23 protein-coding genes, 1 pseudogene and 1 riboswitch are annotated in these 26,046 nt (G+C 70.5%); of the genes and pseudogenes, 12 read left to right on the top strand and 12 right to left on the bottom strand.

Annotated features, from left to right (window positions below):
- Nucleotides 1-26: 26 nt before the first annotated feature.
- From ACFYQA_RS04455 to ACFYQA_RS04495, 9 genes are all read left to right on the top strand, one after another.
- Nucleotides 27-731 carry an alpha/beta family hydrolase gene (locus tag ACFYQA_RS04455; protein ID WP_388911774.1) on the top strand — a complete coding sequence of 235 codons (705 nt, stop codon included), beginning with the start codon at nucleotides 27-29 and terminating at the stop codon, nucleotides 729-731.
- Between the two features lie 307 nt (nucleotides 732-1,038).
- Complete coding sequence (locus tag ACFYQA_RS04460) at nucleotides 1,039-1,725, top strand: sigma-70 family RNA polymerase sigma factor (RefSeq protein ID WP_388911777.1); 687 nt, start codon at nucleotides 1,039-1,041, stop codon at nucleotides 1,723-1,725.
- Entirely contained in the window at nucleotides 1,722-2,057 is a 336-nt protein-coding gene (rsrA, locus tag ACFYQA_RS04465; RefSeq protein ID WP_388911379.1) for a mycothiol system anti-sigma-R factor, read from the top strand. Before ACFYQA_RS04460 ends, rsrA begins: the two co-directional genes overlap by 4 nt.
- Before the next feature lie 217 nt (nucleotides 2,058-2,274).
- The gene (locus tag ACFYQA_RS04470; RefSeq protein WP_388911382.1) at nucleotides 2,275-3,804 is read left to right on the top strand and encodes an HD-GYP domain-containing protein; all 1,530 of its coding nucleotides are present in this window, start codon (nucleotides 2,275-2,277) and stop codon (nucleotides 3,802-3,804) included.
- Entirely contained in the window at nucleotides 3,801-5,135 is a 1,335-nt protein-coding gene (locus ACFYQA_RS04475; protein ID WP_388911385.1) for an HD-GYP domain-containing protein, read from the top strand. Before ACFYQA_RS04470 ends, ACFYQA_RS04475 begins: the two co-directional genes overlap by 4 nt.
- 291 nt (nucleotides 5,136-5,426) lie before the next feature.
- Nucleotides 5,427-6,407 carry a hypothetical protein gene (locus tag ACFYQA_RS04480; RefSeq protein WP_332430553.1) on the top strand — a complete coding sequence of 327 codons (981 nt, stop codon included), beginning with the start codon at nucleotides 5,427-5,429 and terminating at the stop codon, nucleotides 6,405-6,407.
- A gap of 114 nt (nucleotides 6,408-6,521) precedes the next feature.
- Complete coding sequence (gene def / locus ACFYQA_RS04485) at nucleotides 6,522-7,172, top strand: peptide deformylase (protein ID WP_388911389.1); 651 nt, start codon at nucleotides 6,522-6,524, stop codon at nucleotides 7,170-7,172.
- Nucleotides 7,173-7,493: 321 nt separating this feature from the next.
- On the top strand, nucleotides 7,494-8,579 hold the full coding sequence (gene cyc1 / locus ACFYQA_RS04490; protein ID WP_388911392.1) for an epi-isozizaene synthase: 1,086 nt from the start codon (nucleotides 7,494-7,496) through the stop codon (nucleotides 8,577-8,579).
- A complete protein-coding gene (locus ACFYQA_RS04495) occupies nucleotides 8,576-9,946 on the top strand; it encodes a cytochrome P450 (RefSeq protein WP_388911395.1) in 1,371 nt (456 codons plus the stop codon). Before cyc1 ends, ACFYQA_RS04495 begins: the two co-directional genes overlap by 4 nt.
- On the opposite strand, the gene ACFYQA_RS04500 is transcribed toward ACFYQA_RS04495, so the two are convergent.
- Nucleotides 9,900-10,928, bottom strand: a complete 1,029-nt coding sequence (locus ACFYQA_RS04500) for a GlxA family transcriptional regulator (protein WP_388911398.1) — start codon at nucleotides 10,926-10,928, stop codon at nucleotides 9,900-9,902. The two genes, ACFYQA_RS04495 and ACFYQA_RS04500, sit on opposite strands and share 47 nt — an antisense overlap.
- Nucleotides 10,929-11,022: 94 nt before the next feature.
- On the opposite strand from ACFYQA_RS04500, the gene ACFYQA_RS04505 reads away from it, so the two are divergent.
- The gene (locus ACFYQA_RS04505; RefSeq protein WP_388911401.1) at nucleotides 11,023-11,274 is read left to right on the top strand and encodes a hypothetical protein; all 252 of its coding nucleotides are present in this window, start codon (nucleotides 11,023-11,025) and stop codon (nucleotides 11,272-11,274) included.
- 73 nt (nucleotides 11,275-11,347) lie between these two features.
- Here the strand turns inward: ACFYQA_RS04505 and ACFYQA_RS04510 are convergent, their stop codons facing one another.
- From ACFYQA_RS04510 to nagB, 7 genes and pseudogenes are all read right to left on the bottom strand, one after another.
- Nucleotides 11,348-12,367, bottom strand: a complete 1,020-nt coding sequence (locus ACFYQA_RS04510) for a ribonucleotide-diphosphate reductase subunit beta (protein WP_332430559.1) — start codon at nucleotides 12,365-12,367, stop codon at nucleotides 11,348-11,350.
- Nucleotides 12,367-14,850, bottom strand: a complete 2,484-nt coding sequence (locus ACFYQA_RS04515) for a ribonucleoside-diphosphate reductase subunit alpha (protein ID WP_388911404.1) — start codon at nucleotides 14,848-14,850, stop codon at nucleotides 12,367-12,369. Before ACFYQA_RS04515 ends, ACFYQA_RS04510 begins: the two co-directional genes overlap by 1 nt.
- A gap of 146 nt (nucleotides 14,851-14,996) precedes the next feature.
- Nucleotides 14,997-15,090, bottom strand: a riboswitch (cobalamin riboswitch).
- A 102-nt stretch (nucleotides 15,091-15,192) separates the two neighbouring features.
- Nucleotides 15,193-15,734 (bottom strand): annotated as a pseudogene (locus tag ACFYQA_RS04520) (GNAT family N-acetyltransferase).
- A gap of 60 nt (nucleotides 15,735-15,794) precedes the next feature.
- Nucleotides 15,795-17,444 (bottom strand): monocarboxylate uptake permease MctP, encoded by a 1,650-nt coding sequence (gene mctP / locus ACFYQA_RS04525; protein ID WP_388911407.1) that lies wholly within the window; start codon nucleotides 17,442-17,444, stop codon nucleotides 15,795-15,797.
- Nucleotides 17,441-17,707, bottom strand: coding sequence for a DUF3311 domain-containing protein (locus ACFYQA_RS04530; RefSeq protein WP_388911410.1), 267 nt, complete (start codon nucleotides 17,705-17,707; stop codon nucleotides 17,441-17,443). Before ACFYQA_RS04530 ends, mctP begins: the two co-directional genes overlap by 4 nt.
- Before the next feature lie 270 nt (nucleotides 17,708-17,977).
- Nucleotides 17,978-18,742: a GntR family transcriptional regulator gene (locus tag ACFYQA_RS04535; RefSeq protein WP_388911413.1), complete on the bottom strand. Its 765-nt coding sequence runs from the start codon at nucleotides 18,740-18,742 to the stop codon at nucleotides 17,978-17,980.
- Between the two features lie 224 nt (nucleotides 18,743-18,966).
- Nucleotides 18,967-19,752 (bottom strand): glucosamine-6-phosphate deaminase, encoded by a 786-nt coding sequence (nagB, locus tag ACFYQA_RS04540; RefSeq protein WP_388911780.1) that lies wholly within the window; start codon nucleotides 19,750-19,752, stop codon nucleotides 18,967-18,969.
- Between the two features lie 650 nt (nucleotides 19,753-20,402).
- Between nagB and ACFYQA_RS04545 the strand changes: the two genes are divergently transcribed.
- Nucleotides 20,403-21,869: a PAS domain-containing sensor histidine kinase gene (locus ACFYQA_RS04545; RefSeq protein ID WP_388911783.1), complete on the top strand. Its 1,467-nt coding sequence runs from the start codon at nucleotides 20,403-20,405 to the stop codon at nucleotides 21,867-21,869.
- Between the two features lie 279 nt (nucleotides 21,870-22,148).
- Here the strand turns inward: ACFYQA_RS04545 and ACFYQA_RS04550 are convergent, their stop codons facing one another.
- Both ACFYQA_RS04550 and ACFYQA_RS04555 read right to left on the bottom strand, forming a co-directional pair.
- The gene (locus tag ACFYQA_RS04550; RefSeq protein WP_030219886.1) at nucleotides 22,149-22,406 is read right to left on the bottom strand and encodes a WhiB family transcriptional regulator; all 258 of its coding nucleotides are present in this window, start codon (nucleotides 22,404-22,406) and stop codon (nucleotides 22,149-22,151) included.
- 319 nt (nucleotides 22,407-22,725) lie between these two features.
- Nucleotides 22,726-23,694 carry a diacylglycerol/lipid kinase family protein gene (locus ACFYQA_RS04555; RefSeq protein ID WP_388911417.1) on the bottom strand — a complete coding sequence of 323 codons (969 nt, stop codon included), beginning with the start codon at nucleotides 23,692-23,694 and terminating at the stop codon, nucleotides 22,726-22,728.
- 214 nt (nucleotides 23,695-23,908) lie between these two features.
- On the opposite strand from ACFYQA_RS04555, the gene ACFYQA_RS04560 reads away from it, so the two are divergent.
- On the top strand, nucleotides 23,909-24,352 hold the full coding sequence (locus ACFYQA_RS04560) for a hypothetical protein (RefSeq protein ID WP_386396305.1): 444 nt from the start codon (nucleotides 23,909-23,911) through the stop codon (nucleotides 24,350-24,352).
- Between the two features lie 42 nt (nucleotides 24,353-24,394).
- On the opposite strand, the gene ACFYQA_RS04565 is transcribed toward ACFYQA_RS04560, so the two are convergent.
- Together ACFYQA_RS04565 and ACFYQA_RS04570 are read right to left on the bottom strand one after the other, a co-directional pair.
- Nucleotides 24,395-25,537: an RNA polymerase sigma factor SigF gene (locus tag ACFYQA_RS04565; protein ID WP_388911420.1), complete on the bottom strand. Its 1,143-nt coding sequence runs from the start codon at nucleotides 25,535-25,537 to the stop codon at nucleotides 24,395-24,397.
- 17 nt (nucleotides 25,538-25,554) lie between these two features.
- A complete protein-coding gene (locus tag ACFYQA_RS04570; protein WP_332430571.1) occupies nucleotides 25,555-25,968 on the bottom strand; it encodes an anti-sigma regulatory factor in 414 nt (137 codons plus the stop codon).
- Nucleotides 25,969-26,046: the final 78 nt, after the last annotated feature.

The raw sequence follows: 26,046 nt of genomic DNA on the forward strand, positions 1-26,046 counted from the left end.
GCACGGCGGAACCGTCGGCCGAGACCGTGGAGACGGACGCGGGCCCCGCCCGCATCACCTGGCACCCCGCCCGGCCCGCCGCGCGCCTCGTCCTCGCGCTGGGTCACGGCGCCGGTGGCGGCATCGAGGCGCGGGACCTGAAGGCCCTGGCCACCGTGCTGCCCGCGCACGGCGTGACCGTGGCGCTGGTGGAGCAACCCTGGAGGGTGGCCGGCAAGAAGGTGGCCCCCGCGCCGAAGACCCTGGACACCGGCTGGCGCGGCCTCTGGCCCGCGCTGACGCAGCCGGGTCTGCCGGTGATCTCCGGCGGGCGCAGCGCCGGAGCCCGTGTCGCCTGCCGGACCGCCGGTGAACTGGGTGCTCATGCCGTGCTGGCCCTCGGCTTCCCCCTGCACCCGCCGGGCAGGCCCGAGAAGTCCCGCGCCGACGAGCTGCTCGGGGCCGGGGTGCCCACCCTCGTCGTACAGGGCGGCAACGACCCCTTCGGCAGGCCCGGCGAGTTCCCCGAGTACAGGAGGGGCCGCGCGATGGGGGTCCCCCCTGGCGTTCAGCTCTGGGGGAGCGTCGGTGCAAGGGCGGTGGCGGGAGACGGGTGGGCGTACGAACTGGTGGAGGTGGCGCACGGCGATCACGGCCTCGCCGTTCCCAAGCGGGCGGACATCACGCAGGAGGAGGCTCTGACGGTCGTCACGGACGCCGTCGTGCGGTGGGTCGGCTCCCTCCCGCAGTAGTGGGTCGCCTCTCTCCCCCGGCGGCGGCCGCCCGGCCCGCCCGGGTAAAGCTTCGGGAATGTTCGGATGCCCTCCGCTGTTGACGCCGACGTGTCCGCCGGTCTCCGGCACAGCCGTCGTAGTCGTAGGAGAGGAAGTCCGCCGCATGGGTTCGACCTTCTGCCCGAGCCGCAAGGGCCGCACCGACCTGGACTGGACGGTGCTGCACACGGCCAGGACCGTCCCTCTTCGGGCGGCGGACGGACCGGATCGTCGTCTATCCTCCGATTCGAGTGAGGCCGTTCCTGGTCTCACGACAACGGAGGAGGTGGGTCCGGTTCCCGGTACCGACGCAGGGACCGATCACGGCCAGGCGGAGCAGCCCGAGGGCCAGGGCGACAAGCGGGCGGAATCGGCCGCCGAGCGCAGCGCGCGCTTCGAGCGGGACGCGCTCGGGTTCCTCGACCAGATGTACTCGGCCGCCCTGCGCATGACGCGCAACCCGGCGGACGCGGAGGACCTGGTCCAGGAGACGTACGCCAAGGCGTACGCGTCCTTCCACCAGTTCCGCGAGGGCACCAACCTCAAGGCGTGGCTGTACCGGATTCTCACCAACACGTTCATCAACTCGTACCGCAAGAAGCAGCGGGAACCGCAGCGCAGCGGGGCCGAGGAGATCGAGGACTGGCAGATCGCGCGTGCCGCGTCGCACATGTCGACCGGTCTGCGTTCCGCGGAGTCGCAGGCACTGGACCACCTTCCCGACTCGGACGTCAAGGAAGCGCTCCAGGCGATTCCCGAGGAGTTCCGCATTGCCGTGTACCTCGCGGATGTCGAGGGCTTTGCCTACAAGGAGATCGCCGACATCATGGGCACACCCATCGGTACCGTGATGTCCCGGCTGCACCGTGGCCGTCGCCAACTGCGCGGCATGCTCGAGGACTACGCGCGCGAGCGCGGACTGGTTCCGGCGGGTGCCGGAGAGTCGAACGAAGCGAAAGGCTCGAGGTCATGAGCTGCGGAGAGCCGCATGAGACGGATTGCAGCGAAATCCTCGATCATCTCTACGAGTTCCTCGACCGTGAGATGCCGGATTCCGACTGCGCGAAGTTCGAGCACCACTTCGAGGAATGCTCGCCCTGCCTCGAGAAGTACGGGCTCGAGCAGGCGGTGAAGAAGCTGGTCAAGCGGTGCTGCGGGCAGGACGACGTGCCGAGCGACCTGCGCGCGAAGGTCATGGGCCGGATCGACGTGATCCGCTCGGGGCAGGCCGTTCCCGACCAGGACGTCGCTGTCTCCGAGACGGCCGAACAGCCTCAGGCCGCTCCGGCGCCGCAGGAGTCCTGAGCCTCTGAGGCCTCTGAGTCTCTGAGTCTCTGATTCCCGCTGTTCGAACATCCTGCGAACGGTTGCCCCGGAAGGCACCCCCCGAAAGGGGAGCGTCGTCACTCGTACGTGCTAATCCACGGATCGTGGGCCCGCGGAGGCGCCGTTCGTTCCCCTAGGCTCCAGACCCTGACAGGCGGCAGGCCGAGCGCGGTCCGCACGGTCGGGGGAGGGGCTCATGGAGGCGTTACCGGCACGGGCCCGCATGTACGTGACCGGTGTCGCCGTGGCGGGCCTGCTCTGTCTGCTGCCGGCAATGCCCCTGCCTGCGGCGCCGCTGCCACGGATATGGCCGCTGTCGGCCGCGGCCGGTCCCGATGCCCCCTGGGGGGCCGTCGCATCGCTCGCCGTGCTGTACGCCGGCTGCGAACGCCTGGCCCGGTCCCGGCACCTCGGTGCCCCGAACCCGGGCGGCACCTTCCACCCCGTGCTGCTCGCCGCGGCCTTTCTGCTGCCGCCGTCCGCCGCCGCGCTGGTCGCGCTGCCCGGCGCGCTGCTCGCCCCCGTGGAGCAGCGGCCGTTCCTCGCGCGGCGGATCTGGCGGGCCGGACAACTGACCCTCGCCGTGTGGGCCGCGAGCCGGACGCACCTCGCGGCCGGCGGCCGGGGAGCGGTCGCGGACGGCGACGTTGCGGCGGCCCTGGGCGCAGCCGGGGCCTCGGTGCTGGTGTTCTGCCTGATACTCACGCTGCTGGACCGCGGCATCCTGGCGCTGGCGGGCGGCGTGCCGTTTCGGCGAGGGAACGGGAACCGGGCGTCCGGTCCGGGGCCCCGGCGGACGACCTGGCGGAGGACCCCGCGGGCAACCCGGCGGAAGACCCGGCAGACGACCTGGTGGCGGCTGTTCCTGCGGTCGCTCGCACCGGTCACCGTGCACGGACTCGCCGGACTGATGATGGCCCTGCTGTGGCGCAGCCCCTACGGGCCGGTGGCCGCGCTCCTCGTGCTGCTGCCGATGTGTGTCTCGTGGTGGGCGTTCGCCCAGTACCACCGGGAGCGGGCCGCCCATCAGGCGACGATCCGCGCGCTCGTGCAGGCCGTCGACATCAAGGACGGGTACACGCGCGGGCACAGCGAGCGGGTCGGTCAGGCCTCCACGATGATCGCGCGTGAGCTCGGCATGGACGACGAGCGGACCGAGGTGCTGCGCTTCGCGGGCATTCTGCACGACGTCGGCAAGCTCGGGGTGCCCACCCGGCTGCTCACCAAGGACGGGCCGCTGACCCCCGAGGAGCGGCGGGTGATCGAACTGCACCCCGAGTACGGGCACGAGATGGTGCGCGGGATCTCCTTCCTGGGCGAGGCCCGCGCGGCGGTGCTGCACCATCACGAGCGGCTGGACGGCAGCGGCTACCCCTACGGGCTGGCGGGCGGTCAGATTCCGGAGTCCGCGCGGGTGGTGGCGGTCGCCGACGCCTTCGACGCGATGACCTCCAACCGGTCCTACAGCAGGGCCCGGCCGGTGCCCGTGGCGCTGGACGAGCTCCAGCGGTGTGCGGGCGACCACTTCGACCCGCGGATGGTGGAAGCGCTGGTACGGGCGATCGGCCGGGCCGGCTGGCATCCCGCGGTGACGGCCGAGGACGTCCGGCAGCCTCCCGTCCTTCCCGTCCCGCAGCCCGTCCCGCCGGTCGCCGAGCCCGTCGACGAGCCGCTTGTCGATCGGGCCGCCGCTCCGGTCGCCGATCCGCCCGGGGTACGCCGATGACCCTCCGGCCGCACACCCTCGTGCACGCCTGCGCCGCCGCGCTCGCCGCCGGCTGTCTCGGCGCCACCCTGTGGCACGGCATCGCGGAACGCGGTGCCGCCCTCGCCTTCGGCGTCCTCGTCGCCCTCGGCGAACTCACCCGGCACCACGGACCGCGGCCCCGCGACGGACGGCAGCCCGGCGCAGGAGCGCCGCCTGGCGCCGGAACACAGCCCCGCGACGGACCGCGGATCCGGCAGGCCGCGCCGCTCGCCGCCGCCGGGTCACTGGCGTACGCGCTGCTCGGCGAGGCCGGCGGGCGGCCCAGCCACCACGGCGCGGCCCAGGTCGTCGCCGTGGTCCTCGCCGCCTCGCTGCTCGGCAGCGTGCCGCACATCGGGCGTGGGCGCGGTCCCACCCGCGACCGGCTGGCCCGCCGGACCCTCACCGTCGGGTTCGTCGCCGTGTGCTTCCAGCCGCTGTACGGCCGGGGGACGCTCGACGACTGGGGCGGCCCCGCCCACGCGCTGCTGCTGCTCGCCCTGCTGTCGCTGTCCGCACTGTGCGACGCCGTGCTCGCCGCCGCGCTGGCCCATTCCCGCACCGGCTGGCCCTTCCCCCCGGTGCTGCGCGACGAACTGCGGGCGCTGCCCGGCATCGGGGCCGCAGTCGTCGCGACGGGTGCGGTGATGGCGCTCGGCGTCGCGGTCGTGGGGCTGTGGGCGCTGCCCCTGCTCTCCGTGCCCTTGCTGCTCGCGCAGTTGTCCTACCGGCGGTACGCGGCCGTCCGGGCCACCTACCGGCAGACCATCGCCTCCCTCGCGCGGGCCACCGAGATCGCCGGCTGCACTCCGGCCGGGCATGCCCGCAGGGTCGCCGACCTCAGCCGGTCGGTGGGCCGGGACCTGGGGCTGAGCGAGCCGGACCTGATGGTGCTGGAGTACGCGGCCCTGATGCACGACATCGGCCAGCTCAGCCTTGTCGACCCGGTGCCGGCGGGTGCCACCGCCGCCCTGCCGGCCCCGGAACAGCGGCGGATCGCCCTGCTCGGTGGCGCCGTGGTCCGCCGGACCGGGGTGGACCCGAAGGTGGCCGGGATCGTGGAGCGGCAGGCCGAACCCCACCAGGAGCAGCCGCTGGCCGCGCGGATCGTCCGGGTGGTGAACGCGTACGACGAGAAGTCCCGGGCAGGAGGCCCCGGCGGGCCCCTGACGGCACTGGAGGAACTGCGCCTCGGCACCGCCGGCGAGTACGCGCCCCAGGTCGTCGAATCCCTGGCCCGGGTGCTGTCCAGGGCAGCCGGGGCAAGGGCGCACGGAGACGGGTACGACGAGGGAGGTGGCGGGTCGTGAGGCAGTGGGAGGCCGCCGGGGCGGTGCGGGGGCCGGAATGTGAGGATGAGGACGACCTGGGGAACAGGGGATGAGGACGCCTTGGGGAAACGCCGGGAGGAGGGGCGCGAGGACCGGCGTGAGGAGAGGCGCCCGAGCGCGGCGAGAGCCGCGAACGGGACGGTCTGACCCGGGCGGGTCCGGGGTAACCCATGAGTAATGAGCGACCTTCCAGCCGTACGTGGTTGGATGCGAAGGAGACGGTGTCCGGGGGCTAGGCCGCCCACCGCACGGAACTGGCAGGCGGGAATCGTGAGGATCTTCGGCAAGGGACGGAACAGGCCCTCCGCCTCCTGGCGGCAGGCCACCGACCGCGCGTTCACACTCATCGGCGACGGCCGTTACGAGGACGCGGGCGCGCTGCTCACCCGGGCCGCCGATCTGGAGCCCTGGCTGTCGGAGTCCTGGTTCAACCTCGCGCTGCTGCACAAGTTCCGGCACGACTGGGAGCAGGCGCGGGCGGCGGGCCTCAGGGCCGTGGCCCTGCTCGACCGGGACTCCGGGGCGCCGGACTGGTGGAACGTCGGCATCGCCGCCACCGCCCTGCAGGACTGGCCGCTGGCCCGCCGCGCCTGGCAGGCCTACGGGCTGAAGGTGCCCGGGAACCCCACCGACTCCGGCGAGCCGCTCGGCATGGACCTGGGCAGTGCGGCGGTACGGCTGTCTCCGGAGGGGGAGGCCGAGGTCGTCTGGGGACGGCGGCTGGACCCCGCCCGGATCGAGGTGCTGTCCATTCCGCTGCCGTCCTCCGGCCGCCGCTGGGGCGAGGTCGTCCTGCACGACGGGGTGCCGCACGGTGAGCGGAGCACGGCAGCCGGGCACACCTACCCGGTGTTCGACGAGATCGAGTTGTGGGCGCCCTCGCCGGTGCCGACCTGGGTGGTGCTGCTGGAGGCCGCGAGCGAGGCCGACCGGGACGCCCTGGAGCAGCTGGCCGCGGACGCCGGGTTCGCCGCCGAGGACTGGTCGTCGTCGGTGCGGCTGCTGTGCCGGATGTGCTCGGAGTCCCGGATGCCGTCCGACGAGGGCGAGGGCGAGCATCTCGACCCGCACGACCACAGCGAGCCGGGACATCCCGGGCCGCTCGGCCACCGCACCGACGGGCAGTTGTGGGTGCCGGAGCGCGAGTGCGGACTCGCCGCGCCGCCCTCACTGGTCCGCGGCCTGCTGGACGGATGGGTCGCGGACAGCCCGGACTCGCGGGACTGGCGGGACCTCGAAGAGGTCTGCTAGGCCATTTTCCGGGCCGGTCGGCGGGCAGGACACGGACCGGTCGGCGGGCAGGCCGTTCGCCGTACCCTGTAACAGCACCACACCCCATGTTTTCCAGGAAGGCGTACGTCGGTCATGGCTCAGCAGGACACCGATCAGCAGCACGCGGGCGTGCTCCCCCTCGACGAGGAGGGGTACGTCATCGACACGGAGGGCTGCGCGGAGCGCGAGGCCGCCTGGGTCGAGCGCGGCACCTCGCGGCCGATCACCGTGGTCGGCAACCCGGTGCTGCACAAGGAGTGCCGGGACGTCACCGACTTCGGCCCGGACTTCCAGCAGCTGGTCGCGGACATGTTCGCCAGCCAGCGCACCGCCGAGGGCGTGGGCCTGGCCGCCAACCAGATCGGCGTCGACCTGAAGGTCTTCGTCTACGACTGCCCGGACGACGACGGCGCGCGCCACGTCGGCGTGGTCTGCAATCCCAAGCTGGTCGAACTGCCCGCCGAGGATCGCCGGCTGGACGACTCCAACGAGGGCTGCCTGTCGGTCCCCACCGCGTACGCGCCGCTGGCCCGCCCCGACTATGCCGAGGTGACCGGTCAGGACGAGCTGGGCAACCCGGTCAAGGTGCGCGGCACCGGCTACTTCGCACGGTGTTTGCAGCACGAGACGGATCATCTCTACGGCTACCTGTACATCGACCGGCTCTCCAAGCGGGAACGCAAGGACGCGCTGCGGCAGATGGCCGAGAACGAGTCGCGCTATCCCGTGGTCGCCAACGACTGACCTCCTGTCACCCTCATGACCGCCAGGGTTCTTCGGCCCCATGGTTCGCAGAACTCCCTCGCGCACGGCGCCTGTTCCGGTACCCCCTCCGGAACGGGCGCCGTTCGTCCTTTCGTCAGACGTTCGATCCCTCGACGGGTTGTTCGTGCGAAATCGGACACGTAAGGGGAGGATTTCGGCACCGTGGGGTAGCGAAAGAGGCAAATGCGTTCCCAGAAGGGTCAGTTGTAGTGCTGAATGGTGGGGTGGGGATACGCACGGGCGTGCGCCCGGTACGGGGGAAGGGGCGCACGCCGACTGGCGGCTGAGAGGGGATTGTTCGTGCATGATTTGTCACACGGCACCACATCGAAACCGACCACCATCGCAGTTCCACCGGCGCTGTCTCTTCCGGTGATCGAGGCGGCGTTTCCCCGGCAACTCCATCCGTATTGGCCGAAGCTCCAGGAGGAAACCCGTGCGTGGCTGCTCGAAAAGCGGCTCATGCCCGCGGACAAGGTGGAGGAATATGCCGATGGACTGTGCTATACGGACCTCATGGCGGGCTACTACACAGGCGCCGCCGACGAGGTCCTCCAGGCGATAGCGGACTACAGCGCGTGGTTCTTCGTCTGGGACGACCGGCACGACCGCGACATCGTGCACGGCCGCCCCGACGCCTGGCAGCGGCTGAAGGACCATCTGCACACGGCCCTCGACAGGCCCACGGACCACCTGCGTCACGAGGACGCACTGGTGGCAGGGTTCGCGGACAGTGTGCGGCGGCTGTACTCGTTCCTTCCGGACACGTGGAACGCCCGGTTCGCCCGGCACTTCCACACGGTGATCGAGGCGTACGACCGGGAATTCCGCAATCGCACGGAGGGGATCGTCCCCACCGTCGAGGAATATCTGGAACTGCGCCGGCTCACCTTCGCACACTGGATCTGGACCGATCTCCTGGAGCCGAGCGCGGGCTGTGAACTTCCGGACGCCGTACGGAAGGACCCGTCCTATCGGAAGGCGGCCCTGCTGAGTCAGGAATTCGCCGCCTGGTACAACGACCTCTGCTCACTCCCGAAGGAATTGGCGGGCAACGAGGTGCACAATCTCGGAATCAGTCTCATCGTCCACGAAGGGCTGACCCTTGAAGAGGCGCTCGTCGATGTGAGGTGCCGTGTCGAGAAATGCATCAACGAATTCCTCGACGCAGAAAAGGAAACCTTACGTTTCGCCGACGGTCTCGACGACGGCACGGTAGGAGGAAAGGAACGGGGCGCGGCCGTGCGGTCCTGCCTCGGAAACATGCGGAACTGGTTCAGTTCCGTCTACTGGTTCCACCACGAGTCCGGCCGGTACATGGTCGACAGTTGGGACGACCGGTCCACGCCCCCGTACGTCGACAACGAAGCGGCAGGTGAGAAATGACCGTCGAGTCGGTGGAACCCGGAGCGTCCGCGGCGACCGCGCTGCGCGAGCCGCCCTTGGCCGGCGGAGGTGTCCCCCTCCTGGGCCACGGCTGGAAACTGGCGCGCGATCCGCTGGCCTTCATGGCCCAACTGCGCGATCACGGCGACGTCGTGCGCATCAAGCTCGGACCGAAGACGGTGTACGCCGTCACCACCCCCGCCCTCACCGGGGCGGTGGCGCTGAGCCCCGACTACATCATCGCCGGGCCACTGTGGGAGTCCCTGGAGGACCTGCTCGGCGAGGAGGGCGTCGCCACCGCCAACGGCCCGCTGCACCGGCGCCAGCGCCGCACCATCCAGCCCGCGTTCCGGCTCGATGCGCTCCCCGCGTACGGGCCGATCATGGCGGAGGAGTCGTACGCGCTCGTGGAGCGCTGGCGCTCCGGCGAGGTACTGGACGTCACGGCGGAGTCCTTCCGCGTGGCCGTACGGATCGCTGCCCGCTGCCTGATGCGCGGCAGCTACATGGACGCGCGGACCGAGCGCATCTGCATCGACCTCGCCACGCTGTTCAGCGGTATGTACCAACGCATGGTGGTACCGCTCGGACCGCTTTATAAGGTGCCGCTTCCGGCCAACCGCGAATTCAACCGGGCGCTGGCCGATTTGCACGTCCTGGTCGACGAGATCGTCGCCGACCGACGGGCAAGCGGTCAAAAACCGGACGATTTGCTGACGGCTTTGCTTGAGGCGAAGGACGAGAATGGAGAGTCCATAGGGGAACAGGAGATCCACGATCAGGTCATCGCCATCCTCACCCCCGGCAGTGAAACCATCGGCGCCACCGTCATGTCGCTCTTCCTGGTTCTCACCGAGCACCCGGAACTCGGCGACAAGATCCGCGACGAGGTGAAAACCGTCGTCGGTGACCGCCCCGTCGCATTCGAGGACGTCCGAAAGCTGACGTACACCGCGAATGTCGTCACCGAGACCCTGCGGCTGTATCCGGCCGTATGGATATTGACGCGCCGGGCGGTGGCCGACACGGAACTCGGCGGATACCGCATTCCCCGGGGGGCGGACCTCATCTACAGTCCGTACGCCATCCAGCGCGATGGGCGGTCGTACGAGCGGAACGAGGAGTTCGACCCGGACCGCTGGCTTCCGGAGCGGGCCAAGGACGTGCCCAGGCACGCGATGAGCCCGTTCAGCGTGGGCAACCGGAAATGCCCCAGTGACCACTTCTCGATGGCCGAGCTCACGCTCATCACCGCGGCGGTCGCCTCCGCCTACCGGTTCGAGCACGAGCCCGGTTCCGACACCCGGCCCCGGATCGGCATCACCCTCCGGCCGCGCCGGCTGATGCTGCGGGCACTGCCCCGCTGACCGGCCACGCGGCGGACGTTCGGGCGGCCTCCGGGCCCCTGAACGTCCGCCGGTAGGCGTTCGGGGTCGTCCCCACGGCGCGTACGAAGTGGTGGCGCAGCGCGGCCGCGTTGCCGAATCCCGTACGGCCCGCGACCGCGTCCACGGTCTCGTCGGTCCCCTCCAGCAGACGCTGGGCGAGCAGCACCCGCTGGCGCAGGATCCAGCGGTACGGCGTGGTGCCGGTCTCCTGCTGGAAGCGGCGGGCGAACGTGCGCGGGGACATGTGGGCGCGGGCCGCGAGTTGCTCGACGGTCACCTCCTCGTCGAGATGCCGCTCCATCCACACCAGCACCTCGGACACGGTGTCGCCGCCGGGCAACGGCAGCGGGCGCTCGATGTACTGGGCCTGGCCCCCGTCGCGGTGCGGGGGCACCACCATGCGCCGGGCGATCCGGTTGGCGACCTCGGGACCCTGTTCCTTGCGCACCAGATGCAGACAGGCGTCGATCCCGGCGGCGGTGCCCGCGGAGGTGATCACCGGGTCCTCGTCGACGTAGAGCACATCCGGTTCGACGGTCAGGTGGGGGTACCTCCTGGTCAGCGCGTCCGCGTGGCGCCAGTGGGCGGCGGCGCGCCGGCCGTCGAGGAGACCGGCGGCGGCGAGGACGAACACGCCGGAGCAGACGCTGAGCACCCTGGCCCCGCGGTCCACGCCCCGGCGCAGCGCGTCCAGCAGCTCGGGAGGGAAGTCCCGCGTCTCATAGCACGACCCGGCGGGCACGGCGATGAGGTCCGCGGCCTCCAGCCGCTCCAGGCCGTGCTCGACCTGGAGCGAGAAGCCCGTGTTGCTGCGCAGCGAGGTGCCTTCGGCGGAGGCGACCGCGAAGTCGTAGACGGGCAGGCCGTCGTCACTGCGGTCGACGCCGAAGACCTCGCAGACGACGCCGAGTTCGAAGGGGTTCACGTGGTCGAGCAGGACGGCGGCAACATTGCGGAGCATGGCTCCAGTGTGCACCGTCGCTGGCAGTAAATCGAGGGTGTGCGGCAGTCCTGCCACTGTTCGGTAAGGAGTGTCCGGCGCGACAGTGGTGTCCATGGAGACGACATACGTGGAAGCGCTGATCGGAATGCTGACCGTTCTCGGACTGCTCGTCCTGATGGCCCTCCCCGCCGCCGTCGGCATCGCGCACGAGCGGAGGATCGACCGGCAGCTGAAGCGGGCCGGGACCGACCGCGCCGCGGCAGAGCGGCGTCACGCCCCCGCCGGGCCGTCCCGGCCGGAGCGGATGCCGGGGTCCTGCCCCGCGCGGAGTGCCGCCCCGCACCGCACCGCACGCGCGGCGTGAGGCGCGGGAACCGGCGGGGCGGCACCCGGGCGGCCGGCCCGGGGAGGAGAGAGCTCCCCGGGCCGGACCGGCTCTAGAACTCCTCGTCCAGGTCGACCGTGCCCTCCACCGCGACCTGGTACGCGGACGGACGCCGCTCGAAGAAGTTCGTCAGCTCCTGGACCCCCTGGAGCTCCATGAACGAGAACGGATTGTCCGAGCCGTACACCGGAGCGAAGCCCAGCCGGGTGAGCCGCTGGTCGGCCACGCACTCCAGGTACTGCCGCATCGACTCGGTGTTCATGCCCGGCAGCCCGTCACCGCACAGGTCGCGCCCGAACTGCAGCTCCGCCTCGACCGCCTCGCGCAGCATGTCCGTCACCTGCTGCTGAAGCTCGTCGTCGAACAGGTCCGGCTCCTCCTTGCGGACGGTGTCGACCACGTCGAAGGCGAAGGACATGTGCATCGTCTCGTCCCGGAACACCCAGTTGGTGCCGGTCGCGAGACCGTGCAGCAGGCCCCGGCTGCGGAACCAGTACACGTAGGCGAACGCCCCGTAGAAGAACAGGCCCTCGATGCACGCGGCGAAGCAGATCAGGTTGAGGAGGAAGCGACGGCGGTCGGCCCGCGTCTCCAGCCGGTCGAGCTTCTCCACCGAGTCCATCCACCTGAAGCAGAACTCGGCCTTCTCCCGGATGGACGGGATGTTCTCCACCGCCGCGAACGCGGCCGTCCGGTCCTCCGGATCGGGCAGGTAGGTGTCCAGCAGGGTCAGATAGAACTGGACGTGCACCGCCTCCTCGAAGAGCTGCCGCGACAGGTACAGCCGCGCCTCCGGGGAGTTGATGTGCTTGTAGAGGGTGAGCACCAGGTTGTTGGCCACGATCGAGTCGCCGGTGGCGAAGAAGGCCACCAGACGGCCGATCAGATGCTGTTCGGCGGGACTCATCTTCGCGAGGTCGGTGACGTCCGAGTGGAGGTCGACCTCCTCCACGGTCCAGGTGTTCTTGATCGCGTCCCGGTAGCGCTCGTAGAAGTCGGGGTACCGCATGGGGCGCAGGGTGAGTTCGAAACCCGGGTCGAGCAGGTTCCGGGTACGGGGAGCGGTGGTCATTACTGGCAGGCCTCGCAGGACTCGGGGTTCTCAAGGGAGCAGGCGACGGCCTCGGGGTCGGCGGCCGGCTGCGGGGTGGGGACAGGGGCGGGGGCGGGGCCGGTGGCGGCGGTGGGCTGCGCCCGGGCCGCGCGGGCGATGCGGGTCGCCGGCCGGGAGCGCAGGTAGTACGTGGTCTTCAGGCCCCGCTTCCAGGCGTAGGCGTACATCGAGGAGAGCTTGCCGATGGTCGGCGTCTCCATGAACAGGTTCAGCGACTGCGACTGGTCCAGGAACGGGGTGCGGTCGGCGGCCATGTCGATCAGGCCGCGCTGCGGGATCTCCCACGCGGTCCGGTACAGGCCGCGCACCTCCTCGGGGATCCAGGTGAAGCCCTGCACCGAGCCGCCCGCCTCGCGCAGCGCCTCGCGGGTCCGCGCGTCCCACACGCCCAGCCGCTTCAGGTCGTTCACCAGGTACGAGTTGACCTGGAGGAACTCACCGGACAGCGTCTCGCGCTTGAACAGGTTGGACACCTGAGGCTCGATGCACTCGTACACGCCGGCGATGGACGCGATGGTGGCGGTCGGCGCGATCGCCAGCAGCAGCGAGTTGCGCATGCCGACGGAGGCGATACGTTCGCGCAGCGCCGCCCAGCGCTCGGGCCAGACGAGTTCGGTGTCGTAGTGGTCGGGGTGCAGCACGCCCCGGGCGGTACGCGTCAGCTCCCAGGCCGGCAGGGGGCCGACGGGGGTCCCCGCTGCTTCGGAGTCCGCCCCGGATCCTGCCCCGGAGTCCGTCGCGGGCGTTCGGGGGCGTGCGGCGAGGTCGGCGGAGGTCTCGTACGCGGCGAGCATGATGCGCTCGGCGATCCGGGTGGAGAGCCGCCGGGCCCCGGGCGAGTCGAAGGGCAGGCGCAGGGCGAAGAAGACGTCCTGGAGGCCCATCACTCCCAGCCCCACCGGGCGCCAGCGCGCGTTGGAACGGCCCGCCTGCTCGGTCGGGTAGAAGTTGATGTCCACGACCCGGTCGAGGAAGGTGACGGCCGTGCGCACGGTCGCGTCCAGCCGCTCCCAGTCCAGGTCGTCGGCCGCCGGGTCGACGAGCGCGCCGAGATTGACCGAGCCCAGGTTGCACACCGCCGTCTCCCCGTCGCTGGTGACCTCGAGGATCTCGGTGCACAGGTTGGACGAGTGGACGACGTGGCCGGGCTCGGCGGTCTGGTTGGCGGTGCGGTTGGCGGCGTCCTTGAACGTCATCCAGCCGTTGCCGGTCTGGGCGAGGGTCCGCATCATGCGCCCGTACAGCTCCCGGGCGGGGATGGTCTTGCGCGCCAGGCCCGCGGCCTCGGCGGCCCGGTAGGCCGCGTCGAACTCCTCGCCCCACAGGTCGACCAGGTCCGGGACGTCGGACGGGGAGAACAGCGACCAGGCGGCGTCGGCGTCGACCCGGCGCATGAACTCGTCCGGCACCCAGTGCGCGAGGTTCAGGTTGTGCGTACGGCGGGCGTCCTCACCGGTGTTGTCGCGCAGCTCCAGGAACTCCTCGATGTCCGAGTGCCAGGTCTCCAGGTAGACCGCCGCCGCGCCCTTGCGCCGGCCGCCCTGGTTCACGGCGGCGACGGAGGCGTCCAGGGTCTTCAGGAACGGGACGATGCCGTTGGAGTGCCCGTTGGTGCCGCGGATCAGCGAGCCCCGGGAGCGGATGCGGGAGTAGGCCAGGCCGATGCCGCCGGCGTGCTTGGAGAGGCGGGCCACCTGGTGGTAGCGGTCGTAGAGGGAGTCCAGCTCGTCCTTGGGGGAGTCGAGGAGGTAGCAGGAGGACATCTGGGGGTGCCGGGTACCGGAGTTGAACAGGGTGGGGGAGGAGGGCAGGTACTCCAGGCGGCTCATCAGGCCGTACAGAGAGGCGACCTCGTCCACCGAGCGGGGGGTGCCGTCCTCGGCGAGACCGGCGGCGACCCGCAGCAGGAAGTGCTGCGGCGCCTCGACGACCTTGCGGGTGACCGGATGCCGCAGCAGATAGCGGCTGTACAGGGTGCGCAGCCCGAAGTAGCCGAAGCGGTCGTCCGCGCGGGGGTCGATCAGGGCGTCCAGACGGTCCGGGTGCAGCCGGACGAACTCGGCGGTCCGGTCCGCGATGAGGCCCTCGCGGTGCCCGGCGGCGATCGACGAGGTGAACGACGTGACCCCCTGCGAGGCGGCCTCGGCGCGGAGGCCGAGGGTCAGCAGCCGGGCGGCGAGCCGGGAGTAGACGGGGTCCTCGGAGATGAGCCCGGCCGCCGCTTCGGTGGCCAGCTCCCGCAGTTCGGCCTCGTCCGCATGGGCGGACCGGCCGCGCAGCGCGGCGGCGGCGACCCGGCCGGGGTCGGCGCCGGGGAGGTCGGCGGTCAGCTCGGTCAGGGTCCGCAGCAGCGCGGCACCGGGGCCGTCGCTCACGTCGTTCGCGTCGCTCATGTCGGTCACGGCGACCGCTGAAGCAGGATCGGCTGGCGCGATGGTCACGTGGGGCTCTCCCTCGCTCGGCACGGGGCCTCGGCGAGGGCAGGGGGCAGCACACGGGCACGCGAACGGGCCTCGCGTCCACCGGCCCATTCCGCGAGGCCCGGACGTCAGGCACCCGGACCGGACGGCCGGGCGCACTGTCGGCAGGTCCTCGGACTGAAGCCCGTGCGGGCACGCGGAAAACGCGAACACGCACAAGTACACCGTTGCGGGACAGTTCCGGATTCGCACCGGATTCCCCTGCGGCGACAGCGAGCATGAGCATACATCTTGTGCCGGGCGCTTTCGGCATGCCCATATCTTGTGTCTCGGTGGGTGCTGCGGCGCAGAGCCACCGTGGTGTCAGAGCGTCAGCTCGTAGGTGAGCAGCGTGATGTCGTCCAGGTGCGGAACAGGGTTCCGGTCCCGCCCGGGAGAGCGGACGAAACCGAGACGCTCGTAGACGCGGTGGGCCGTACGCATCCCTCCGTGGCCCGTGCCCGGTCGGCACAGGCGCGGACGAGGGCCTCCCCGACACCCCGGCGCCGGGCGGCGCGGGCGACCGCGAGCATCCGGATCTCCGCCTCGCCGGGGCCGGCGATGTCGGCCATCGGCCCGCCGCGCGGTACGAACGTCACCCCGCCCAGCACTCTCCCCGCGTCGTTCGCCTCCGCCGTGCCGTCCGCTGCCCCGGCAAGCGACCCGGTCCCCTCCACGGCGACCAGTACCTCGGCGGCCGCGGCCCGCCCGGCGACGTTCCTGAGCTCACCGAGGTACGCGCCGCTCTCCCCGAAGTCGAGCAGCCCGTCACGCAGGTAGGCCTGCGCGGTGATCTCGCCGAGCTCCTCGAACTCGTACGGCTCCACCGGCCGGATGACGATGTCCGTGGGGCGAGTGTGCCCCACGGGTACGACAACGGGCCGCCGGAGACGTCCGGCGGCCCGTTGTCGTACCCGCGTACCGCGTCAGTGCTTGCCGTCGGCGGCCGTGTCGGCGGTGTCGGCCGTGTCCAGGGGCAGTTCGGTGCTGACGCCCGGAGCGCCCGCGTCCGCCGTGTAGTCCTGCGGCCGGGTCTCGTCGATGCCCTCGGGAGCCTTGACGGCCTTCAGGACGAAGGTCAGGCCGATCGTGACCAGGGCATTGATCACGAAGGCGGTGAGGCCGATGTAGCCGATCTCGCCGATACCCGGGATCTCCCCCGACGAGCCACCGAAGTGCTTCTGCGTCGGCGAGGCCACCCCGTACGCCGCGACCGTGCCGTAGACCATGCCGACCGCCCAGCCCGCGAGCAGCGCCCAGCGGTGGAACCAGCGGGTGAACAGGCCGCCCACCAGGGCGGGGAAGGTCTGCAGGATCCAGATGCCGCCAAGGAGCTGGAAGTTGATGGCGACCGTCTTGTCCATGGTGAGGACGAAGGCCAGCGCACCCACCTTCACGAGCAGCGAGACCACCTTGGAGACCTTGGTCTCCTGCGCGGGTGTCGCGTCGGGCTTGATGAAGTCCTTGTAGATGTTGCGGGTGAACAGGTTCGCGGCCGCGATCGACATGATCGCCGCCGGCACCAGCGCCCCGATGCCGATGGCGGCGAAGGCCACGCCGGCGAACCAGGCCGGGAACATGTTCTCGAACAACTGCGGGATCGCCAGCTGCCCGTTGCTGACCTCGACCCCGGCCGCGATCGCCATGAAGCCGAGCAGCGCCAGCAGGCCCAGCATCAGCGAGTACAGCGGCAGGAGCGTGGTGTTGCGGCGGATCACCTCACGGCTGCGCGAGGACAGCGTCGCGGTGATCGAGTGCGGGTACATGAACAGCGCGAGCGCCGAGCCCAACGCCAGCGTGGCGTAGGTCCACTGCCCCGCCTCGCCCGGCACCAGCGAACCGCGCGGCGCGCCCGTGGCCGGGTTGGTCTCGCTGTACGCCTCGCTCGCTTTGGCGAAGATGTCGTCGAAGCCGCCCAGCTTGATCGGGATGTAGATGATCGCCACCGCGATCACGAGGTAGATCAGCGTGTCCTTCACGAACGCGATCAGCGCGGGGGCCCGCAGACCCGACGAGTACGTGTACGCCGCCAGCACACCGAAGGCGATCAGCAGCGGCAGGTCCTTGACGAACCAGTTGGTGTCCTCGCCGCCGCCGACGCCCATCACGTCCAGCACGGCCTGGATGCCGACCAGCTGGAGTGCGATGTACGGCATCGTCGCCAGGATGCCGGTGACCGCCACCGCCAGCGACAGCCCCTTCGAGCCGAACCGGCCGCGCACGAAGTCGGACGTCGTCACATAGCCGTGCTTGTGCGAAACCGACCACAGCCGGGGCAGGAAGGTGAAGATCAGCGGGTAGACGAGGATGGTGTACGGCACGGCGAAGAAGCCCGCCGCTCCCGCCGCGTAGATCGCCGCCGGTACGGCCACGAAGGTGTACGCGGTGTACAGGTCGCCGCCGAGCAGGAACCAGGTGACCCAGGTGCCGAACGACCTTCCGCCCAGGCCCCATTCGTCGAGGCTGTGCTCGTTCGCCGCCTTGCGCCAGCGGGCGGCCAGGAAGCCCATCGCCGTCACGAGGACGAAGAAGAAGATGAAGACGGCGAGCGCCACGCCGTTCACGCCGTCGTTCATCGCTCGGCACCGCCCTTCGCCGCCGCGCGGGCGCGCTGATCACGCTGCCACAGCTTGTACGCGATCACCGTCAGTGCGGTGGAGATCAGCACCCACAGCATCTGGTACCAGTAGAAGAACGGGATGCCGATGAAGGCGGGGTCGGTCTTCGCGTACGAGCCGACCCACAGCATGGCCACGAACGGTGCTAAAAGGCAGACGCCGATGACGACGCGCGTGGGCGTCACCACCGGACCTCTGCTGGATTCTGGGGCTTGCGACATCGAACGACTCCGTCCCCTCGCTGATCGCCTGCGCTGCGCAATGCGCAGGAAATCTAGGTCAGCGCCGGAGCGGGGCGGAACCCCTCGTGGGGATTGCGTACTTAAACTCCACGGAAGGCTGACTCAAGAGCGGTGGATTCTCCATCAACCGTCCGGCTTGTGCTGTTCCGCCCACGACTCGCCACCGCCTCTCCGGGTGCTCCGGACTGCGGGGTCCGGCTGCGGGGGCCGGCGGTGAGATTCGGCGGTGGGTGGGGTCCGGCTTCGGGCTCAGTCCTGCGGGCGCTTCAGCCGGGCCACGAACTTGTACCGGTCGCCGCGGTACACCGAGCGCACCCATTCCACCGGCTGCCCGGCCCGGTCCAGCGAGTGCCGGGAGAGCATCAGCATCGGCAGCCCCACATCGGTGCCGAGCAGGCCGGCCTCGCGCGGGGTGGCCAGGGAGGTCTCGATGGTCTCCTCGGCCTCCGCCAGATGGACGTCGTACACCTCGGCGAGCGCGGTGTAGAGGGAGGTGTACTTGACCAGGCTGCGGCGCAGTGCCGGGAAGCGCTTCGCGCTGAGGTGGGTGATCTCGATGGCCATCGGCTCGCCGTTCGCCATGCGCAGCCGCTCGATACGCAGCACCCGCCCGCCGGCGGTGATGTCGAGCAGTGAGGCGAGCCCGTCGTCGGCGGTGATGTAGCCGACGTCCAGCAGTTGCGAGGTGGGTTCAAGACCTTGTGCCCGCATGTCCTCGGTGTACGAGGTGAGTTGCAGCGCCTGCGAGACCTTGGGCTTGGCGACGAAGGTGCCCTTGCCCTGGATGCGCTCCAGACGCCCCTCGACCACCAGCTCCTGGAGCGCCTGGCGCACGGTGGTGCGCGAGGTGTCGAAATCCGCCGCCAGGGTGCGCTCGGGCGGGACCGGGGTACCGGGAGGAGCCGTCTCCGTGATGTCGAGCAGATGCTTCTTCAACCGGTAGTACTTGGGCACGCGCGCCGTACGGACCGTGGCCCCGCCCTCGTTCTCCGTACTGCTGACGTCGGTGCTCATGCTCTGCCTTCCCGGCTCCGAGTGCCGAACGGCCGACACCCCATCGGTCCCGGCCCACATCGTGGCACGACCGCGGCCGGGGATGTTCCCCGTACGCTCCGTGATCCCCTCTGTATACCGCCGAGCCGGGGGTTGGTCTAGTCCACCGTGGCCGCCCGGGGGCGTGGCGGCCACGGGGCGGCCCGGGGCCGGGGAGCGGAGCGGGGAGTGCCCGGGGCTTCCGGTCAGATCCCCTGCCAGTCCGGCTTGCCGGCGTAGGTGCGCCGGAAGTAGTCCGCGAGCTTGAGCTTGGTCGCGGCGGCCTCGTCGACGACGACCGTGGCGTGCGGGTGCAACTGCAGCGCGGACGCCGGGCACACCGCGGCCAGCGGGCCCTCGACGGTCGCGGCGACCGCGTCCGCCTTGCCCTCACCGGTGGCGAGCAGGACCAGGTGGCGGGCCTCCAGGATGGTGCCGATGCCCTGGGTGATGACGTGGTGCGGGACCTGGTCGATGTCGTCGCCGAAGAAGCGCGCGTTGTCCACCCGGGTCTGCTCGGTCAGTGTCTTGATCCGGGTGCGCGAGACGAGCGAGGAGCACGGCTCGTTGAACCCGATGTGCCCGTCCGTGCCGATGCCGAGCAGTTGCAGGTCGACGCCGCCGGCCTCGGCCAGCCCCCTGTCGTACGCCTCGCACGAGGCCAGTACGTCCTCGGACGTGCCGTCGGGGCTCATGAAGGCGTCCGTGCCGATGCCGAGCGGTTCCAGGACCTCGCGCCGGAGCACCGAGCGGTAGGACTCGGGGTGGTCGGCGGGCAGCCCCACGTACTCGTCGAGCTGGGCGATCCTTGCCCGGGAGGTGTCCACGGCGCCGGAGCGCACCTGGGCCGTCAGTGCCTCGTAGACGGGCAGGGGTGTTGAGCCGGTGGCCACGCCGAGCAGGGCGTCGGGGGTACGCCGCAGGAGATCCGCCATGGCCCCGGCGATGAGTGCGCCGCCGGCCTTGGCGTCCGGAACGATGACAACTTCCACGCTGAGCCTGCCGTTCTGGGAGGGGAATCGTCTGGGGCCGGCCCCGGAGGGGAGCGGGGCAGCCATGTGGTTTAGACCAATCTCAATCTAGCAGAGCGGAGAGTCCGCTCCCGGGCGAAGGTGGCGGCGTTTCCCGTGGGAGTCCGCTCCCGGCCTCTTCTCGGCGTCCCGGCGCGGGCGGTCGCGGCCCGCCGACCGGAATGACCATGCGATTCCGTTCCCCGGCGCACGCTTGCGGGATAGGGTGCGTGGCGGATGCCCTTATGCCCGCTCATCCGTTGTTCCGCTCATCCGTTTCCCCGATGGGCGTGTGAGCATGTGATCACACGATCGCGTGATCACGAAAAAAGACAACAATGAACAGTCCCCGACACGTGGACACGGGTAGTGGTCTAGTCCACAATGCGTAACAGTACAGCGCACGCAAGCCTGCCTTCCCCGCACAGGAAGGTGGACCGAGGACCCGGAGCTCTCTGCCCTGACTGCCCCGGATCCTCATCCCTCGGCCGAACGGGACCGCACACCCCGCGGCCGATGTCGCTCCGGGCTGCGGTGCCGGGAGGGCTGAGGGTCCCTCTCAGGCGCCGCGGCCCGCGGGTGCTTCCGGGGGAGGGTGCGACGTCCCGGGTACGCTCGCTGACGTGCCCTCCATGAACGAACTCGTACACCAGCACACCGCTCTCGACGAATCCGATCTCGAGTGGCTCCATCTGCTGGTCTCGGAGTGGCAGCTGCTCTCCGACCTCTCCTTCGCCGACCTGGTCCTGTGGGTCCCCACCCGTGACGGCACCCGCTATGTCTCCGTCGCCCAGATGAGGCCCAACACCGGCCCGACCTCGTACCAGGACGACATGGTCGGCCATCTCGTCCCGCGCGGTCGCCGCCCCATGCTGGACGCGGCCCTGGACGAGGGGCGGATCGTGCGCGAGGGCGACCCGGAGTGGCGCGAGGAGGTGCCGGTCCGTGTCGAGTCCATTCCCGTACGGCGGGAGGGTCGCGTACTCGGGGTCATCGCGCGCAACACCAACCTGCTCACCGTGCGTACTCCCAGCCGGCTGGAGCTCACCTACCTCCAGAGCGCCTCCGACCTCGCGCAGATGATCGCGGCCGGTGCCTTCCCGTTCGCGAACCAGCAGCTCGACATGGACGCGCTGCCCCGTGTGGGGGACGGACTGATCCGGCTCGACGCCGAGGGGGTCGTCCAGTACGCCTCGCCGAACGCCCTGTCCGCCTACCACCGGATGGGTCTGGCGGCCGACCTGGTCGGCCACCACCTCGGCCGGACCACCGCCGAACTGGCGCCTTCCCGTGGGCCGGTGGACGAGGCGCTGGAGAAGGTCGCCAGCGGCTGGGCGCCGCGCGAGTTCGAGATCGAGGCGCCCGGCGGGGTGATCCAGTTCCGGGCGATCCCGCTCAAGCCGAAGGGAACCCGCATCGGTTCGCTGGTCCTGCTCCGGGACGTCACCGAACTTCGCCGCCGTGAACGGGAGTTGATCACCAAGGACGCGACCATCCGGGAGATACACCACCGGGTGAAGAACAACCTCCAGACGGTGGCGGCACTGTTGCGCCTCCAGGCCCGGCGGATCGGCTCCGAGCGCGGCCGCGCGGCGCTGGAGGAGGCGGTGCGCCGGGTCGGTTCCATCGCGATCGTGCACGAGACGCTCTCCCAGAACCTGGACGAGCGGGTGGAGTTCGACGAGATCGCCGACCGTGTCCTGGCGATGGTCGCCGAGATCTCACCGGGCAAGGTCACCGGCCGGCGCACCGGCCGCTTCGGCATACTCGACGCGGAGGTCGCCACCCCGCTGTCGATGGTGCTGACGGAGGTTCTGCAGAACGCCCTGGAGCACGGCTTCCGTGAGGGTGACACCGGCACGGTCGAGGTGACCGCGGTCCGCGGCGGCACCACCAAGGAGGCTCGCCTGCTGGTCACCGTCCAGGACGACGGCGTCGGCCTGCCCGAGGACTTCGACCCGCACACCGCCGGAAACCTGGGGCTGCACATCGTACGGACCTTGGTCGAGGGTGAGTTGGGCGGCACTTTCGACATGGTGACGGCCCCGGACGGGGGCGCGCGGGTGATCCTGGACGTGCCGGTGGCCATGGACAAGTAACGAAGAGTGACGTGCGCCAGTGATGTGGACCGGTGGCGTGGACCGCCGAGACGGGCCACGGACATGGGTGGGTGACGTGGGTCCGTGATGTCGGCGAGCAGCGAAGAGCCCCGGACGGGTACCCGTCCGGGGCTCTTGCTTGACTGATGGGTTCCCCTCCGGCTCGAGATGAGCCGGGACTCGGGGAGCACCGGGGGACTGCGTGCTGCGGCTCGGGGGCGGGATATGCGTACGCGCTGTACGCGCCGCCAAGCTCAGGCTGTCAGCAGGGGTGGGTTGTCAGGCGGAGGCCTGACGGGCCCGGTTGCGGGCGGCGCGGCGCTTCATTGCGCGGCGCTCGTCCTCGCTGAGACCACCCCAGACGCCGGAGTCCTGACCGGACTCGAGTGCCCACTGAAGGCAGCTCTCGATCACCGGGCAGCGACGGCAGACGGCCTTGGCTTCCTCGATCTGCAGCAGCGCAGGACCGGTGTTGCCGATGGGGAAGAAGAGCTCGGGGTCTTCCTCGCGGCAAACGGCGTTGTGACGCCAGTCCATGGCTGCTACCTCTCCTTGGTATGAACTACATGTGGCTTGTGAATGTGAACGCTTTCACGAATCCCCCAACAAGTGAAGGGCCGAACGCCAGGTTCCCTGGCGTGGTCCTTGGGATTGAAGAGGGGTTCCGGTGATCTGTGGAGGCTGGTGTTGCGGGCCGTCCCGATCGCCATGTAGAGACTCGCAAACCTCGGCGACGGATACAACCCCTTCCGGAAAGTTTTTTTTGATTCATCGGTGTCGACTAGGTCACAGCCGTACTTCCATGGGGTGGATCCTGGCCTAAACGTTCGAGTGAAAGGACTTTAGCGTTTTCCGCTCACACAATCACACGCAGTGCACGGCGAACGCCTGTGAACGTCACGCTGGTTCGCAGTCCGAGGTGGTCACCGTCCATCTGGAGGGGCAGTGGCACCTTCGAATGCAAGGTGAACTGGGTCAGATCGTGCCTCGCGGTCACATGCCTGCCCCGGGGTCCGCGCTCGGGGGACGAAGTGAGCAACTGGGTGCCATACCGGGCAAGGGCGGAGGCGGACAGCCGCTTCAGACCGAAGATGTCGAGGCCAGTATCGAACGAGGCCTTAGGTGACGCGTAGATCGGGCGATTGCCGAGAAACGTCCACGGGGAGGCGTTCGAGACTATGGAGAGCGCCAGGTCCCTGACCGGTTCCTCACCCGGCTGCTCGAGCGTTATCACGCCGTGCAGGCGGTGCGGTTCACCGATCAGCTGACGCGCGACCTGACGCATGTACAGCGCGTGAGTGGACTTCTTGCCGCGCTCCCGGTGCTGTTCCACCCGGCCGACCACCCCGGCGTCGAAGCCCAGCCCCGCGTTGAAGGTGAACCAGCGGGGTGGCACGCCTTCGTCGTCCGTTCCCGGTGTGCCCGACGTCAGGCCCAGGCCGACGGTGCGTTCGCGGCCCTCGCGCAGGGCGTCCAGCAGGGCGCCGGTGGCCTCCACGGGGTGGTTGGGCAGGTCCAGGGCACGGGCGAAGACGTTGGTGGAGCCGCCGGGGACCACGGCGAGACCGGGCAGCTGCTCCGGGTCGGGGCCGGCGTGCAGCAGGCCGTTGACAACCTCGTTGACCGTACCGTCGCCGCCGAGAGCCACCACCAGGTCGATGTCGTCGCTCTCCGCCGCCTGCCGGCCCAGGTCGTGCGCGTGGCCGCGGTACTCGGTGGTGACCGCCTCCAGCTTCATCTCGCTGGCGAGGGCGTGGATCAGCACATCGCGCGTGCGCGCACTTGTGGTGGTTGCCGCCGGATTGACCACGAGAAGTGCACGCATGCGTTGCAGGGTACCTACTGGGTGGTACCGGGGCCCAGCCCGAGGTGAGGTCGGGAGCGGGGACAGGGCGGGCCCGGAGACGCGACCAGCGACGGGTCCGGGACGAACCGGGACAGGGCCGGGGGAACCGGGGACGGAGTCAGGGACGGCACGGACGGAGGAGGGGCGTGAACCTCGACACGGGGGCGCGCGGGGCGAGGGCTACCCTTCAGGGGTGAGCAGCGAGCAGACCCCCACCACCGCCCCGGCCCCCGCCGGCCCCCGCCCGCGCCGCCTGACGTACGCCGCGGGGCTCGCCGCCCTGGAAGGGCTGGCTCTGCTGATCGGCGGGGTCTGGATGCTGGTCTTCGGGCTCATGGGAGAGCCGGACGACCGGCAGCAGGCCGTCACCGGCGGAGTGACGCTCGCGGCTCTCGCCCTGCTGCCGCTGCTTGCCGCGCGCGGGCTGCTCGGCCGCCGCGGCTGGAGCCGCGGCCCGGCCGTCATCACCCAACTCCTGGCCCTGCCGGTGGCCTACAACCTGCTGCAGTCCGACAGCGTGGCCATCCCGGCGGGGATCGTGCTCGCGGTGGTGGCCGTCACGGCCCTGGTTCTGCTGCTGAACCCCGAGACGACCCGGGCCCTCGGTATCCGGGGCCCCGGGAACGCAGAGAAGTAACGCCCCACGGCCCGGGGCACGGCCCGGGCCGCCTCTCGGGACTCACTCCTCCACGAGCAGCTTCTCCCGCAACTGGGCCAGCGTGCGGGCCAGCAGCCGGGAGACGTGCATCTGGGAGATGCCCACCTCCTGGGCGATCTGCGACTGGGTCATGTTGCCGAAGAAGCGCAGCAGCAGAATCCGCTTCTCGCGCGGAGGCAGGTCCTCGAGCAGCGGCTTCAGCGACTCGCGGTACTCCACCCCCTCCAGCGCCTCGTCCTCCGAGCCCAGGGTGTCCGCGACCGCCGGGGACTCGTCGTCGGTGTCGGGAACGTCCAGGGACAGCGTGGAGTACGCGTTGGCGGACTCCAGGCCTTCCAGGACCTCCTCCTCGGAGATCGCCAGCTTCTCGGCGAGTTCGTGGACCGTGGGGGAGCGGCCGTGCTGCTGCGAGAGCTCGGCCGTCGCCGTCGTCAGCGCCAGCCGCAGCTCCTGCAGTCTGCGGGGGACGCGTACCGCCCAGCCCTTGTCGCGGAAGTGCCGCTTGATCTCGCCGACGACCGTCGGGGTCGCGTACGTCGAGAACTCCACGCCACGGTCCGGGTCGAAGCGGTCGACCGACTTGATCAGGCCGATGGTGGCGACCTGGGTGAGGTCGTCCAACGGCTCTCCGCGGTTGCGGAAGCGGCGCGCGAGATGCTCGACGAGCGGCAGATGCATGCGGACCAGCCGGTTGCGCAGCTCCGCGTACTCCGGAGTGCCGTCCTGCAATGTGCGCAGCTCGAGGAACAGAGCACGCGCCCCGCTGCGGTCCTGCGGGTCGCGCTGCGCGCCGTGCGTGCCCGGGGAGTCCGGCGTGCGCCGTGCGCCCGGCGCGCCCGGCGTCCGCGGCACCTCACTCTCGGCGTGTCGCTCGTGCTCGTTCATCGTTCCGCCCGTCGCCCTTCCCCGAGCGCTCGCCTCGTCCCCCGCCGTCGGCTCCGCACGCGCCCGGTCTCTCCTGTGGCCGGGGGAGGCACCGGGCCACCCGGCACCGGGCCTGCTCCGCGCGGCGGCGTCGTGCTGCCCGCCGTCCGGAGCACCGGCCACCGCGGAGTCGTCCTCCGGATGCGGCCGGGCCTGTTCCGGGATGGCGTCGATGCCGTCGATGCCATCCGGAATCCGCTCGGCCGGCAGTTCGCGCGTGCCGCGTTCTTCGTCCCGCACCGGCCCGTCCTCGTTCCTCACGCCGGCCCGGGTCCCGCGCCGCGCTGTTTGTAGAGGCTGATCGAAACGGTTTTGTCCTCGTCCACGGCGGAGGAGACCTTGCCCGCGAGAGCGGACAGCACGGTCCACGCGAAGGTGTCACGCGCAGGGGCGTGGCCGTCCGTGGTGGGCGCCGAGACGGTGACCTCGAGCGAGTCGTCGACGAGGCGGAAGAAACAACTGAGCACCGAACCCGGCACGGCCTGCTGAAGCAGGATCGCGCAGGCCTCGTCGACCGCGATGCGCAGGTCCTCGATCTCGTCGAGGGTGAAGTCCAAACGGGCCGCGAGGCCGGCCGTGGCCGTACGCAGCACCGACAGGTAGGCCCCCGCGGCCGGCAGCCGGACTTCCACGAAGTCCTGGGTCGCGGGCTCGCCTGCGATCTGGGACACCCTCACCTCCAAGGTGGTACAAGCGTTCAGGATCGGGGTCGCCCCCGGATAACGCGATACGTGGTTCAGCGGTGACGC

Source organism: Streptomyces sp. NPDC005774 (assembly GCF_042871645.1).
Taxonomy (GTDB): Bacteria; Actinomycetota; Actinomycetes; order Streptomycetales; family Streptomycetaceae; genus Streptomyces; species Streptomyces pratens.